Genomic DNA, 13,164 nt, shown 5'->3' on the forward strand with positions numbered 1-13,164 from the left:
CACATGGAAGCTTCCAGAAAAAAGGCCGCCCCCAAGGGACGGCCTTTCGAAATCGAAACAAGTCAGACTTAGAAGCCCAGACCTTCGTATTTCTTTTTGAACTTCGACACGCGGCCGCCGGCGTCCATCAGGCGCGACGAACCACCAGTCCATGCAGGGTGCACGGAGGGGTCGATTTCCAGAGCCAGCTGGTCGCCTTCGGCGCCCCAGGTGGATTTCATCTGAACAACGGTGCCATCGGTCATTTTGACGTCGATGACGTGATAATCGGGATGGATGTCTTTTTTCATCTTTCCGTTCCTTACGCTTCGGCGCCAGCCTTGGGCTTGTAGTTCGTAACCTCTGCGATACGTGCGGATTTACCGCGGCGGGTGCGCAGATAGTACAGTTTGGCACGACGAACGCGGCCACGGCGGACAACGGTGATGCTGTCGATGTTGGTCGAATACAGCGGGAACACACGCTCCACGCCTTCGCCGAACGAAATCTTGCGAACGGTGAACGAACCGGCAATGCCATTGCCGTTGTTGCGCGCGATGCAGACGCCTTCGTAGTTCTGCACACGGGTGCGCGACCCTTCGGTCACCTTATAGCCGACACGTATGGTGTCACCGGCCTTGAAGTCGGGGATGTCTTTCCCCAGGGCGGCAATCTGTTCCGCCTCAAGCTGTGCGATAAGATCCATCGCAGGTACTCCTATATGCTCGTGGTTGGCCCACGAAGTTTGGGCACGGCCTGAGAGCTCTTGGTCTTCACCGGGTCCTGCATGCAGCCCGCCAGAGGTCAGATCGAATGTTCCTTTGGTCTGGTTTGATCTGACACATCCCCGCCGAAGAAAGCCGGGCTTTAAGCCGAAAATCAAACCAAAACACCGGAGTCGCAGAATGCGGCACCGGATTGCGGTCGTTTAAGGGTATTGAGTGCCGGGATCAAGAACAAATCGTATGGCGAAGCAGTGGGAATCCGCCTTTCGAAAATCCCACCGTTGCCACAGCGGTCAGATCAGGCATTCTGAAGGAAATTGAAAGAGCAGAAATTTCAGACAGGACCCCATGATGCGAATTGCACTTATGCTGACGATTGCAGCCGCTTTGCTTATGTCGTGCGGGCGCGGCGGCCCGAAACCGCAGGTCGTGGAACCCACGCCGGGTGTGGACAGGACAGCGCCGTCCGTAATCTATCCTGATTTTGGGGACGCCGATCCGCATGACTGGGAGGGCCGTCACCCCGGCTTGTATCCGATCCACGGGCTTGACGTCTCGCGCTGGCAGGGACCGATAGACTGGCGCACAGCCAAAGCTTCGGGCGTAAGCTTTGCGTTTCTGAAAGCAACCGAAGGCGGCGATGTGGCGGATCCATTATTCGACGACCACAGGCGCGGTGCTCAGGCAGCGGGCGTGCCGTGGGGGGCTTATCATTACTATTATTTCTGCCGATCGGCCCGGGAACAGGCACGTTGGTTCATTCAGAACGTCCCGAAAGGGGCAGATCTGCCGCATGTGCTTGACATGGAGTGGACGCCGCATTCCAAGACCTGCACGTTGCGGCCCGATGGCAGAACCGTCCGCGCCGAAGCGCAGCGCTTTCTGGACATTCTCGAACGCCATTATGGCCGGCGCCCCATCGTCTATACGACGGTGGATTTCTTTGCGGATACGGATATCGGGCGTTTGCCCAAAACCGAGTTCTGGTTGCGATCCGTCGCAGGCCATCCGCGTCAGGTCTATCCCCGCACGGTCTGGCGGTTTTGGCAATACACCGGCACCGGGCTGGTGCCGGGGGTTCAGGGCAGGGTGGACATCAACACGTTCAACGGAACCCCAGAAACTTGGGCCAGCTGGAAAGCGCGCCGCTAGTTTTGTGACGTTCCGTAGGTTTCGATAGTGCCGCCCCCGACCAGGTGGTCCAGCCGCCGTTCGCGTTCATCACCAAAGGCGTTGCGCACCCAGAACGATTCACCCGCGGTCAGTTCGCGCCGCTCGAAACCGCGTGCGCGCAGGCAGCGATCAACCTGATCGATTTCGCCCTGATGGCGCAGCTCGTCCTGAAATGGCGCGGTGACCGCAGGCCCGATGATGATGCCCCAAAGCAGGATATTGGTTGCATAACCGCCGATTACGGCGCTGTTGCCGCCCTCGTCAGCTTCCTGAGAGCAAGAGTCAACGGCAACCTTCGCAGAGTGCAGATTGTGACCGGCTTGCGTCGGAACGGACATCCCAAGCGGTTTGGTGGTACAGGCGGAGGCAACCAGTAACGTGCCAAGCAATAGCTTTTTCATAATGCCTTCTATTTTCACTTCTTGTTACCCAAAAAAACCAATGGGGCATGGAGGTGAATAAGTTCAGGTGCGTTCAGCTTCAAATGGCATTCTGACAAACATCGAAACTGAGGCATCCCGGCCACAACGAGCGGGTCTAGTCTTGGAATTCTGATCTGGCTTTGACGTATTCTGCCCAGATATCAGGACGCCGTTCGCGCGTGATGTCTTGTGCCATTTTATGCCGCCATTCCGCGATCCGGCCATGATGGCCCGACATCAGAACCTCGGGGATCGGGCGCCCTTTCCAATCTGCGGGGCGGGTATACTGGGGGTGCTCCAGCAAACCCGAGGCAAAGCTTTCTTCTTCGGTCGAAGCCTGATTTCCAAGCACTCCGGGAATCAGCCGTACCGTGGCATCGATCAGGGCTTGGGCCGCGATTTCGCCTCCGGTCATGACGAAATCACCCAACGACACCTCTTGCACGCCGTAATGTTCCAAAACGCGCTCGTCCACGCCTTCAAAACGACCGCACAGAAGGGTCATGCCGTCACAACGGGCAAGATTCTGCATCATGCGCTGGTCCATGCGACGCCCGCGCGGGCTGAGGTAGATCAGCGGCCAGTTCCCTTGAACGCCTGCCATCGCATGTTCGATCGCGTCACCCAGAACATCGGCCCGCAGAACCATGCCCGCGCCACCCCCGGCCGGGGTGTCATCAACGTTGCGATGTTTGCCTATTCCGAACTGTCGCAGATCCACTGTTTCCAGTTGCCAAAGCCCTTCCTGCAAGGCCTTACCTGTCAGGCTTTCGCCAAGAACACCAGGGAAGGCGGACGGGAACAAAGTGATGATCTTGGCTTTCCAGACCCCGTGCAGATCAGAGCTCGGAGCCATCAGCTCGCGTGGTTTCAGGGAAGGACGGATCGCCTTGCGGCCATGGGATCTGCTGGGTTTCTCTGTCATGTCTGGCGGGCCAGTTCGTTCTGTGCGGATTGAATCAGTGCTTTCTTCTGGGTGATCATGGCGGCGTCGTCCAGCGAGGATCGGTTCAGCGCCAGGATTTCCTGTAGCACATCGTCTGAATATGTTGGCGTGCCATGTGCAGGCCCGACAAGTTGTGACGAAAGCTCGGGTGGCAGGTTCAGAAATTCGGCCAAGGGCGCACCTGCACCAAGGCGGTGGTTCTGCAACGCCTCCATCCACTCTGTTCTGACCGTGACGGATGGCAACCGATTCCGGACGGCATCAGCGGTTTCCTGAAGCGATGGCAAATGGGCAAGGTCGGAGGAAAAGGCGTCCAAGTCCTGCACCATGCGTGATTTCTGCAAGTCGTGTGCCCACAGGCTCCGCAGCCATTGATCGCGGGCGCGCAAGGATATGTAGATCGTGATGTCGGTTTCATGACCCAGGAACCGACGCCGCACGACGCTGACGAGAGTTTCCGCCAGTTCCGGTGCGGCACCGTAACCTTCACGCTTGTTTCTGCTGGGGCGCAAGCCTGCGAAATTCTCTTCGCTCAGGATCAACCCCCGGCGTGCGCCGAAATCCAGATCGTCCAGAAACGCGTGCAGGTGGCTTCCAAAACCCGCCAATGTGGAATCCAGCCGGTAAAGCGAGTGACGCGTGGCGCTCTCGCTCAAGCCGCTGTTGCGCGTCTTGTAGGGCAGAACCAACGCGAAGCGTGGCCAGATCAGTTTCCGGTTTTCATGGAGGAAGGACTGTGCTGCGGTCATGCCTGTCTTGTGCAGGCCCAGATGCAGCAGGACCCGACGCATTATATCAGGCCTTCGGGCGGGTCGGCCACGATACGGCCTTGTTCCAGATCCACCGTGGGTACAACTTGCATCGTGAAAGGCAGCAAAACCGTGGTTTTCAACCCCGGCCCGTGCAATTCCAACAAGTCCGCGGCCCCGTGGTTCTGCACCGATTTGACCTTGCCCAGCAGGGTGCCTCCGGTGTCATAGACATCCAGCCCGATCAGATCGTTGTGGTAGAATTCATCATCGGGCAGCGACGGCAGCTGATCGCGCCTTGCGTAAAGGCGCAACCCATTCAGGGCATCCGCCTGTTCCTTGGTTTCAACGCCACCAAGGCGGGCCGCGAATCCGTTCTTGATGGTGCGCGTCAATACCACCGGATAACGCTCTTTGCCCGCTTCATCGGTCAGCGGCGAATAGGTCTCGATATCTTCGGGAACGGCGCAAAAGCTTTTCAGCCTCACCTCGCCTCGCACACCGTAAGCCCCCGCGATGCTGCCGACGCAGATCAGATCACTCATTGGCTGCCCCAGTCGTCAAACATATCCCGTTTCTCCATTCGCCAAGCCCGTTGCAGGCTTCGCGCTGGTTGTTGCGCTCGAAGAACACGCCAACAATAAAGGCGATCAACAGCAGAATGGGAAGTCGTATCAATCCGAACATAAGGCCTTACCGTGTTTCGATCGTCAGGCCTTGCGCCCGGGTTTCCCAGCCGATCTGTTCCAGTTCAGGTGTATCCGACATCTGTTCCGGCCGGCCGACACAGAAATAGCCGATCAGGCGCCAGGTTTCAGGAACATTCAGATCGCGCTTCATCTGGTCGGGATCCAGAATGGAAACCCAGCCCAGCCCCAGCCCTTCGACCCGAAGTGCAAGCCAGAACAAAGTGATCGCGGACACGACAGAGTAGCGCCGCATCTCGGGCATCGTGCCGGCGCCAAGTCCCAGCCCTTTTTCGGTGCTGTCGTCGCAGAAGACGGCCAGTTGCACGGGCGCTTCCTGCATCCCGGAAAGCTTCAGCCTGCTGTATAGCTGCGCCTTGTCCCCCGAGTAGCCCGCCAAAGCGTGGTCATTGGCGGTGCGAAAATTCTTCAGCGCTGCGGCCCTTGCCGCTTCGCTTTCGACGCGGATCACGCGCCAGGGTTCGCTGAGCCCCACTGAAGGGGCCAGTCGAAATGCGTCGAGGCAGCGCGTCAGCACTGCCTCGTCAATCGCGTCGGTGCAAAACCGGCGCACATCCCGCCGGAGCCGCAACAACAGGTCGAACTGCGTGCGAAAATCGTCTGTAAAGGGGTGATCCCGCACGCGTGCGCCTGCTTATTCTTCTGCTGCAGCTTCTTCTGCCGGAGCAGCAGCGGCTTCGGCTGCTTCAGCGGCCTTGGCGGCTTTCTCTTCGGCGCGCTCCTGGGCTTTCTTGCCCGGAGTTCCCTTGTTGGGGTTGTTGCGCTCGGCTTTGTCACGGGCACCGGCCGCTTCCAGCATACGTGCGATACGGTCGGTGGGCTGTGCGCCCTGATCCAGCCAGTACTGGATGCGCTCCATGTTCATTTTCACGCGCTCTTCGCTGTCTTTCGGCAGCAGCGGGTTGTAGGTACCCAGTTTCTCGATGAAACGGCCATCGCGCGGCATACGGCTGTCAGCCGCAACGATGCGATAGAAAGGACGTTTTTTCGAGCCGCCGCGGGCGAGACGAATTTTCATTGCCATGGTGGTATCTCCTTTGAATGGCGTTACTGGGATTTCCCAGTCAATTCTGGTGTTTCTTGTGGTGTCGGATGACTTCCTGAATGATGAAATTCAGGAAAGCCTTGGCGAAATCGGGGTCCAGGTCGGCCTCATTCGCCAGGTCTTCTAACCGTGCGATCTGCGCAGCTTCGCGCGAGGGATCGGACGGGGGAAGGTCGTGTTCGGCCTTGAGCTTGCCAACGGCCTGCGTGTGCTTGAACCGCTCGCCAAGCGTATAGACGAGGATCGCGTCCAGCCTGTCGATGCTTTCGCGATGCTCTTTCAACAGCGTGGCAGCCTGTGTCACGGGGTTGGTCATTGGCCGGTCCTTTCGGTGGTCAAGTCAATCTGCGGATGGCGCCAGATCTGAGCGTGCTTGCCCAAAAGCTCGGCTCTCTCAATCTCCAGCGTTGCGCCGAGGCGTTCGGCCAAAGCGCGCGAGCGGTCATTGGCATGGGCGATGTAGGAAATCACACCGTTAAGGCCCTGATGCCGGGCGGCATAGTCGCGTGCAGCCGCTGCGGCCTCAAAGCCCAGACCTTTGCCTTCGGCCTCTGCCATCAGCGTCCAGCCCAGCTCGGGCTCCGCCCAGCCGGGTACGTAGATCATGCCTGCCCATCCCACGAATGCGCCGCTGGCCTTTTCAGTCAGATGCCACAGACCATAACCGCGCAGCGCCCAATGACCCAATCTGTTCGAAAGAGAGCTCCAGCTTCCAAGCGCGTCCTTGGGACCACCAACCATATGGCTGCGCTGGGTCGCGAAGAATGCGGTCATTGCGGGCAGATCGTCCAGATGCGGCGCGCGCAGGATCAGGTGTTCGGTTTCAATGGTGGGAATGGTGAAAGAGGTCATGCGTATGCCTCCATTCCGCCATTCACCAGATCCGAGGGCGCCGGGTGCCGCCAGATTTCGGATTTTCCGAACTTGGGGTGGTCATAGTGATACTCGAACTGCGCGCCCAGACGCTTGGCCACGGCCTTGCTGGCGTGATTGTCCAGATCGATCAGTGAGATCGCGGTTTCCCAGCCCAATACATCATAGGCGTAGGCACGTGCAGTCAGCGCGGCCTCGGTCGCATAGCCCTTGCCGGTGGCGTGGTTCAACAGGGTCCAGCCAACTTCGGGTTCCGGCCAGCCTTCGGGAAACCAAAGCCCGATCCGCCCGACATAGGTGCCGGTGTCTTTTTCATCGACGCTCCAGTACCCATAGCCGCGCAAGGCCCAGTGCCCCAGCAGCGAGGCGAGCACCCGCCAAACCTCATCCCTGCGCAGAGGGCCGCCGACGAACTCGGCCGCATCGCTTGCAAAGAAGGCGGTGTCTGCATCGACGTCGGCCTCGGACGGCGCGCGCAGGATCAGGCGTTCGGTTTCCAGCGTCGGGATCGGCATCGCGAATGTCATGCCTGCACCTCGCGGTAGCGCCAGACATGCTGGGTTGGCCCAAAGGCGCTTTCTGCATCGGCATCACGCGCTGCGCCCAGTCGTTGGGCAAGCGCGTTCGAACGGGTGTTGGATTGCGAAACATAGCTTACGAACTGCCCCGATCCCAGCAGGTCAAATCCGAAATCACGCACGGCGGCGCAAGCTTCGGTGGCATAGCCCTGCATCCGGTGTTCAGCGCCGAACATATAGCCAAGTTCCGGTTCGTGATCGTCCCATTCCAAACCCAGAACGACGAAGCCAATTGCCCGATCATCACCCTTGAGCGTGACCGTGAACAGGCCGTGACCATGCAGAAGCCAGCCCGCGGTATAATAGGAAAACTCAGTCCACGCGGCTTGCGGGGTGTCACCAAAGCTGTCCTTGCAGATCGACGTCCACACCGGCAGGTCTTCCAGTGTGGGCACGCGCAGTACCAGCCGCCGGGTCTGAATGACCGGCAGGGCTGCGCGATATTGCGCGGCTGCCATCGCCGCCTTTCCGGACGGGGGCTGGGTACAGCGTGCGGGGGTCACTTTTTCTTTCCGAACCCGCTCAGGCCCGGTGGCAGACCCATCCCGCCGCCCAGACCGGGCATCTTGCCGCCCATGGCCTTGGCCGCCTGTTCCAGCGCCTTGGGATCCATGCCTGCGGCCATCTCCTCGGGACTGGGGCCGCCTTTGCCGAACATGCCTTTCATGGCCTGTTTCAGCATCTTGCCTTTGCCCATCTTGCCCATCTTCTTCATCATGTCCGACATCTGCCGGTGCATCTTGAGCAGCTTGTTGAGGTCGCTGACCTCCATCCCGGACCCCGCCGCGATGCGTTTCTTGCGGCTGGCCTGAAGGATCTGCGGGTTGGCGCGTTCGCGCTTGGTCATCGACTGGATCATGGCGATCTGCTGGCGCAGGATCCTGTCGTCCAGACCGGCCTGATCCATCTGCTTGGCCATCTTGCCCATGCCCGGCATCATGCCCATCATGCCCTGCATGCCGCCCATCTGGATCATCTGTTCCAGCTGCATTTTCAGGTCGTTCATGTTGAACTGACCCTTGACCATGCGCTTCATCATGCGCTCGGTCTGTTCCATCTCCATCGTTTCCTGGGCCTTTTCGACCAGGGCAACGATGTCACCCATGCCCAGAATCCGACCGGCGATCCGGTCCGGCTCGAATGTTTCCAGCGCGTCCATCTTCTCGCCCAGACCGACAAAGCGGATCGGCTTGCCGGTGACCGCGCGCATCGACAGGGCCGCACCGCCGCGCCCGTCGCCGTCCATCCGCGTCAGAACCACGCCCGAGATGCCGACCTTGGCGTCGAACTCCTCGGCCACCTCGACGGCGACCTGACCGGTCAGGCCGTCGACCACCAGCAGCGTCTCGCGCGGGTCAACGGCGTTGCGGACCTGTTCGACCTCATCCATCAGGACTTCGTCGATGTGCAGACGACCCGCGGTGTCGAGCATGTACACGTCGTAACCACCCAGCGTCGCCTGCTGTTTGGCGCGCTTGGCAATATCGACAGGTTTCTGGCCGGGAACGATCGGCAGCGTATCGACGCCGACCTGCGTGCCCAGAACGGCCAACTGATCCATCGCCGCCGGGCGGTAGACGTCCAGCGAGGCCATCAGGACCTTCTTGCCCTCTTTCTCTTTCAGACGTTTCGCCAGCTTGCCGGTGGTCGTCGTCTTACCCGAACCCTGCAAGCCGACCATCAGGATCGGCGCGGGCGGGTTGTCGATCTTCAGCGCACCGGGGTCTTCCTCGCCACGCAGGGTGTCAACCAAAGCGTCATGCACGATCTTGACGACCTGCTGGCCGGGGGTGATCGACTTGGTGACCGCCTGACCGGTGGCCTGGCTTTGAACTTTCTTGACGAATTCCCTTGCAACCGGCAGCGAGACGTCGGCCTCAAGCAGGGCAACGCGGACCTCACGCAGGGCGGTTTTGACGTCTTCTTCAGACAGGGCACCCTGTTTGGTCAACCGGTCGAAGACGCCAGAGAGGCGTTCGGATAGATTTTCAAACATGCCTGCGGCCTCCTTAGCCGGTTCTGATTTGGCGCCCCTTAGATAAGGGCAGACGGGTCAATGCGCAAACGCCCCCACGGGCGAAACTCGCTGGTGGGGGGCGATCCCTGAACGACTCAAGGGACCGGAAGATCGAAAGGCTTCCGGATGTTGGGGCGTCATCTACGCCTCTGGGCCGTGCGAGTCAAGATAAGCTATGTGAGTGTCACATTGGGGGCTATTCTGCGTGAATGCAGCTGAGGGAGGGGGCAATGAAGAATGGTCTGCCGCGAAAGACGACCGACTATGTCGGCGAGGTCACCAACACCGATATCTGGTCCGGATTCGAGATCCGGCCCAGCGATGTCTTTGTGTGCACACCGCCCAAATGCGGCACCACTTGGACGCAAACACTGGTGCGTATGCTCATCACCGAAACGGCCGACCCCGGCGTGTACGACAACAGGGTCTCACCGTGGCTTGATTGCAGTTTTCGCGATCGGGTCGCGCAGGCGGATGAACTGAACGCGCAAAGCCATCGGCGCTGTATCAAAACACATACCCCGCTTGATGGCATCGCATTCTCGCCAAATGCGCAATATCTGGTTGTTCACCGCCATCCGGTTGACGTTCATTTTTCGATGCGCCGCCATGTCGAGAATATGAAACATGACTGGCTTGATTACCTGTTCCCCGACGATCAGTCGGAAGCTTTCGACATGTTTTTGAACCGGCCCGCGTCGTCCAAGGGCACAGATGACCTGACCCTCAGATCGATCATTCATCACTTCCATTCCTTTTGGATGTATCGCGACCTGCCCAACATCCATTTTCTGCACTATGCCGAGCTCAGCCGGGATCTTCCGGGACAGGTCGCGCGGCTTGCACGGATCATGGACATCGAAATTGACCCGGACCTGGTCAAGGACATAGCCGAGGCCGGCAGTTTCGGATCGATGAAAAACAATGCCATACGTCTGGAGCAAACCCCCGGATTCACCAGCGGGTTTCACGACTTTGCGCAGTTCTTCTCTTCGGGCACAAGCAACAAGTGGGAAGGCAAGCTGACCGAGCAGGACATGGCGCGATATGACGCCTGCATGTCCCGGCTGGTCTCAGCCGAAGAACGATTGTGGCTGGAACGCGGCCTGGCCTCTTAATTCGTCCCGACTGCGCGACGGTCTTGGCCGGGCTTAGATGGAAGCCAGTCATTCACCGCCTCGGCCAACCGGTGAGAGCCGGAGCCGCTGGAAAACGCTTCGACAATGGGATGGCGACCCGCGCTCATGCCTTTCTCAAGAACAAGGACCGGGCGATACAGCGTCGAGGTGCCGTTTTTGCCACGGGATGTCGTGCTTTCGATTTCTGCGTGGGACAGGTTGGACAGTTTGTGTTCGACCGCTTCATAACCAAAAACCGATTGGCGGCGGATCAGGATACTGTCTTTGTGCCGATCCAGAATGATCTGAACCCGTCTTACGAAAGCGCAAAACGCACCAAACCCAAGACCACCTCCTCCAAGGGCGAAGATCAGGCCGAACCAGATGCCTTCGCCGCCCGTGCTCATCAGAAAGATACCGGGGCCGACAAAGGCCAGAATGAAAATGACCAGCGTGATACCGATGAACCAGGGCGTATTGGCGATAATCAGTTGGTTCGGGGTGTCTCGGGTCACTTTCATGGCGGTACGCTAGCACCGTTCCAACACCCTGTTCCAGTTTGTTTCATCACCGTCTTGCGTGAAATCAGGCTGAAACGCGCAGGGCCAGGGCAGCGCCGTCCTTGATCTCGGGCAGTGTGGTTGGCGGGGTCGAGGCCAGGTTTGGCAAGCCAGACACTGACTGCGCCTGTGATGCGACGATCATTCGGGCGGGCATTAACCGGGCAATTGTATGTCTCGCGCTTGAATTCCAAGTTTTGTTGCGCAATGAGCAATCCAAAAAAGCGAGGGCTTCATGGACGCTTCATCCACCTATCAGGACACTTTGCCGCTGAGTTCGGACGCATTGCTTGCGCAGATGGAAGATTGGGGGCTGACCTATCGCCTGCATACCCATGTGCCATTGCGTACGGTCGAGGATGCAAAGGTGGTCGAAGACCAGTTCATGACACCCGGAGAGAACGCGCTGAGGGTCAAGAACCTGTATCTGCGCGACAAGAAAAAGCGCAACTATCTGGTGACCTTGGAACAAAGCCGCGAGATTGATCTCAAGGCTTTGGGGGCCGAGTTGGGCATAGGCAACCTGTCCTTCGGCTCGGCGGACCGGCTGTTTCAGAATCTCGGCATACGCCCCGGCGCGGTCAGTCCGCTGGCGATGATCAACGGTGTTCAGAATGATGTCAGGTTCTTCATGGATGCGGCGGCACAGCAGGCCGAGGTGATTTACATGCACCCCCTTGTCAACGACCGTACCGTGGCCCTGACGCGGGCCGACATGATGGCCTTTTTCGAGCGCATCGGCTGCGCGGTCACGTGGTTGCCCTGATTACGTCAGCGCCTCATTCAATGCGGCTGCAACATGCGCGGCTGACGGGTTGACGAACAAATGCCCGTCAGCTTCGAACACCGGATCGTCCAGGTGGTTGGGAAAAGCCAGTGGAAGCTCGGTACAGGCCAGCAGGATCGCTGTTCCGGGGCTGGCGTGCTTGTCGCAAAACGCCAGCAACCGGTCGCGGGCCATGTCAGACGCACCACCGTAGAAATCACTGTCGATCATGGCCTGCATCTGGGAAATCTCGGGTTCGGGCAACCGTTCATTCGCGGCAATGCCTTCGGCGGCCAGTCGATCCGCATAGTTGGTGGCCTGCATCGTCACGGTTGTTCCCAGGACCAGAGCCCGTGATGCGCCGGTACCTGCCGTCGCCTCGGCGGTTGCGTCAAAGATGCTGAGGATCGGCATCGAGACACCCTTCCGTATCGCGTGAAGCCGAGCATGGGGGGTGTTGGACGCGATAATGCCAAAATCGCACCCGGCGCGTTCGAGAGTCAGCAGGGCGTCGCGGAACACCGCGTCAAAATCCGCCCAGCTTGCATCATCACCGGCGACACCGCGCAGGGCGCGCGTTCTGGCCTGCGTTACGGATTCGATGGTCATCGGTGGGATCGGCAAAGGCGAACCATGGCCGTGTTCCGCGTGATAACGCCCTGCCCCTTCGGCAATCGCCCGGTAATAATCGACGGTCGAGGCCCAGCCCACACCGCCCAGAATGCCGATTTTCTTCATGTGGCCCATCCAGTCTGCCCGTTTGCTATCAGGCAGACTGGACGTTTCCGCGCTTATTGGCCAGAGGCGATCAGGCCGCAAGCTCCGAAACCGCCTTGTGGGCACTTTCCAGCGCCGCATCCGGGTTCACGGCCATCTGATCCGCGGCGATGACGTCGACGTCATGAATGCCGATGAAACCCAGAACGTGGCGCGCGTAATTGGTGGCGAAATCAGCTTCGGATCCGACAGGAACGCCGCCCGATGCGATGGCCAGAATGGCACGTTTCCCTTCCAGCAGGCCTTTGGGGCCGTTTTCCGTGTAGGAAAAGGTCAGGCCCGCGCGCGCCACGAGGTCGACCCAGGCCTTGAATGCGGCAGGCACCGAAAAGTTGTAGATCGGCAGGCCGATGACGATGGTGTCGGCCTCTTGCAGTTCGGAGACCAGTTCGTCCGACAGGGCCAGCCGGTCGCGCTGTAGATCGTCGCGCTGGTCGGCGGGGGTGAAATTGGCGGCGATCCAGTCTTCTGTCAGCAGGGGCAGGGGGGTGGCCAGATCGCGGCGGATGATACGGTCTGCGCCCAGTTGCTTGACCACACGGTCAGACAGATCGCGCGTGGTCGAGTTCACGCGGCGGGCGGATGAGTCGATGTGAAGGATCGTTTTGGTCATTGTTTTGGTCCTTTCGGTCAGGGGAATCTTGTCCTGCGCCCAATATGATTGTTGCGTTGATGAACAAAACTCGGATACATCAACAGTTATTGTTGGAAATTGCACAGTGACGACAT

At 59.3% G+C, this 13,164-nt stretch carries 20 protein-coding genes; 3 read left to right on the forward strand and 17 right to left on the reverse strand.

Going from position 1 to position 13,164, the window contains the following annotated elements; translation table 11 throughout:
- Window positions 1-68: 68 nt before the first annotated feature.
- Both rpmE and rplS read right to left on the reverse strand, forming a co-directional pair.
- Complete coding sequence (rpmE, locus tag ACR0A2_RS17980) at window positions 69-290, reverse strand: 50S ribosomal protein L31 (protein ID WP_050605278.1); 222 nt, start codon at window positions 288-290, stop codon at window positions 69-71.
- 11 nt (window positions 291-301) lie between these two features.
- Window positions 302-685: a 50S ribosomal protein L19 gene (gene rplS, locus ACR0A2_RS17985; protein WP_152457026.1), complete on the reverse strand. Its 384-nt coding sequence runs from the start codon at window positions 683-685 to the stop codon at window positions 302-304.
- 370 nt (window positions 686-1,055) lie between these two features.
- On the opposite strand from rplS, the gene ACR0A2_RS17990 reads away from it, so the two are divergent.
- A complete protein-coding gene (locus ACR0A2_RS17990; RefSeq protein WP_171120334.1) occupies window positions 1,056-1,856 on the forward strand; it encodes a glycoside hydrolase family 25 protein in 801 nt (266 codons plus the stop codon).
- On the opposite strand, the gene ACR0A2_RS17995 is transcribed toward ACR0A2_RS17990, so the two are convergent.
- The 11 genes from ACR0A2_RS17995 to ffh form a co-directional block, all read right to left on the reverse strand.
- Window positions 1,853-2,278: a hypothetical protein gene (locus ACR0A2_RS17995; RefSeq protein WP_480836536.1), complete on the reverse strand. Its 426-nt coding sequence runs from the start codon at window positions 2,276-2,278 to the stop codon at window positions 1,853-1,855. The genes ACR0A2_RS17990 and ACR0A2_RS17995 overlap by 4 nt on opposite strands.
- Window positions 2,279-2,414: 136 nt before the next feature.
- Window positions 2,415-3,224 (reverse strand): tRNA (guanosine(37)-N1)-methyltransferase TrmD, encoded by an 810-nt coding sequence (trmD, locus tag ACR0A2_RS18000; protein ID WP_480836538.1) that lies wholly within the window; start codon window positions 3,222-3,224, stop codon window positions 2,415-2,417.
- Complete coding sequence (locus ACR0A2_RS18005; RefSeq protein ID WP_480836540.1) at window positions 3,221-4,036, reverse strand: hypothetical protein; 816 nt, start codon at window positions 4,034-4,036, stop codon at window positions 3,221-3,223. Before ACR0A2_RS18005 ends, trmD begins: the two co-directional genes overlap by 4 nt.
- The gene (gene rimM / locus ACR0A2_RS18010) at window positions 4,036-4,539 is read right to left on the reverse strand and encodes a ribosome maturation factor RimM (RefSeq protein ID WP_152457030.1); all 504 of its coding nucleotides are present in this window, start codon (window positions 4,537-4,539) and stop codon (window positions 4,036-4,038) included. Before rimM ends, ACR0A2_RS18005 begins: the two co-directional genes overlap by 1 nt.
- 148 nt (window positions 4,540-4,687) lie before the next feature.
- The gene (gene bluB / locus ACR0A2_RS18015; RefSeq protein WP_480836542.1) at window positions 4,688-5,323 is read right to left on the reverse strand and encodes a 5,6-dimethylbenzimidazole synthase; all 636 of its coding nucleotides are present in this window, start codon (window positions 5,321-5,323) and stop codon (window positions 4,688-4,690) included.
- Window positions 5,324-5,335: 12 nt separating this feature from the next.
- A complete protein-coding gene (rpsP, locus tag ACR0A2_RS18020) occupies window positions 5,336-5,725 on the reverse strand; it encodes a 30S ribosomal protein S16 (protein WP_010437590.1) in 390 nt (129 codons plus the stop codon).
- 40 nt (window positions 5,726-5,765) lie between these two features.
- Window positions 5,766-6,062: a chorismate mutase gene (locus tag ACR0A2_RS18025; RefSeq protein ID WP_152457032.1), complete on the reverse strand. Its 297-nt coding sequence runs from the start codon at window positions 6,060-6,062 to the stop codon at window positions 5,766-5,768.
- Window positions 6,059-6,598, reverse strand: a complete 540-nt coding sequence (locus tag ACR0A2_RS18030) for a GNAT family N-acetyltransferase (RefSeq protein ID WP_480447444.1) — start codon at window positions 6,596-6,598, stop codon at window positions 6,059-6,061. Before ACR0A2_RS18030 ends, ACR0A2_RS18025 begins: the two co-directional genes overlap by 4 nt.
- The gene (locus ACR0A2_RS18035; RefSeq protein ID WP_480836545.1) at window positions 6,595-7,146 is read right to left on the reverse strand and encodes a GNAT family N-acetyltransferase; all 552 of its coding nucleotides are present in this window, start codon (window positions 7,144-7,146) and stop codon (window positions 6,595-6,597) included. Before ACR0A2_RS18035 ends, ACR0A2_RS18030 begins: the two co-directional genes overlap by 4 nt.
- Entirely contained in the window at window positions 7,143-7,700 is a 558-nt protein-coding gene (locus ACR0A2_RS18040) for a GNAT family N-acetyltransferase (protein WP_480836547.1), read from the reverse strand. The genes ACR0A2_RS18035 and ACR0A2_RS18040 overlap by 4 nt, the downstream gene beginning before the upstream one ends.
- Window positions 7,697-9,193, reverse strand: a complete 1,497-nt coding sequence (ffh, locus tag ACR0A2_RS18045; protein ID WP_152457036.1) for a signal recognition particle protein — start codon at window positions 9,191-9,193, stop codon at window positions 7,697-7,699. Before ffh ends, ACR0A2_RS18040 begins: the two co-directional genes overlap by 4 nt.
- Window positions 9,194-9,444: 251 nt before the next feature.
- Here ffh and ACR0A2_RS18050 point away from each other — a divergent pair, with 251 nt between their 5' ends.
- Window positions 9,445-10,332 (forward strand): sulfotransferase domain-containing protein, encoded by an 888-nt coding sequence (locus ACR0A2_RS18050; protein WP_480836549.1) that lies wholly within the window; start codon window positions 9,445-9,447, stop codon window positions 10,330-10,332.
- Here the strand turns inward: ACR0A2_RS18050 and ACR0A2_RS18055 are convergent.
- On the reverse strand, window positions 10,329-10,853 hold the full coding sequence (locus ACR0A2_RS18055) for a hypothetical protein (protein WP_171642298.1): 525 nt from the start codon (window positions 10,851-10,853) through the stop codon (window positions 10,329-10,331). The two genes, ACR0A2_RS18050 and ACR0A2_RS18055, sit on opposite strands and share 4 nt — an antisense overlap.
- Before the next feature lie 64 nt (window positions 10,854-10,917).
- Window positions 10,918-11,049 (reverse strand): hypothetical protein, encoded by a 132-nt coding sequence (locus tag ACR0A2_RS18060; RefSeq protein ID WP_480836552.1) that lies wholly within the window; start codon window positions 11,047-11,049, stop codon window positions 10,918-10,920.
- 78 nt (window positions 11,050-11,127) lie between these two features.
- Here ACR0A2_RS18060 and ACR0A2_RS18065 point away from each other — a divergent pair, with 78 nt between their 5' ends.
- The gene (locus ACR0A2_RS18065; RefSeq protein WP_480836554.1) at window positions 11,128-11,658 is read left to right on the forward strand and encodes a prolyl-tRNA synthetase associated domain-containing protein; all 531 of its coding nucleotides are present in this window, start codon (window positions 11,128-11,130) and stop codon (window positions 11,656-11,658) included.
- On the opposite strand, the gene ACR0A2_RS18070 is transcribed toward ACR0A2_RS18065, so the two are convergent.
- Entirely contained in the window at window positions 11,659-12,396 is a 738-nt protein-coding gene (locus tag ACR0A2_RS18070) for an aspartate/glutamate racemase family protein (RefSeq protein ID WP_480836556.1), read from the reverse strand. It lies immediately after the preceding gene.
- A 70-nt stretch (window positions 12,397-12,466) separates the two neighbouring features.
- Window positions 12,467-13,048 (reverse strand): FMN-dependent NADH-azoreductase, encoded by a 582-nt coding sequence (locus ACR0A2_RS18075; protein ID WP_480836558.1) that lies wholly within the window; start codon window positions 13,046-13,048, stop codon window positions 12,467-12,469.
- Window positions 13,049-13,164 lie beyond the last annotated feature (116 nt).

This window comes from Ruegeria sp. H8, from assembly GCF_056532905.1.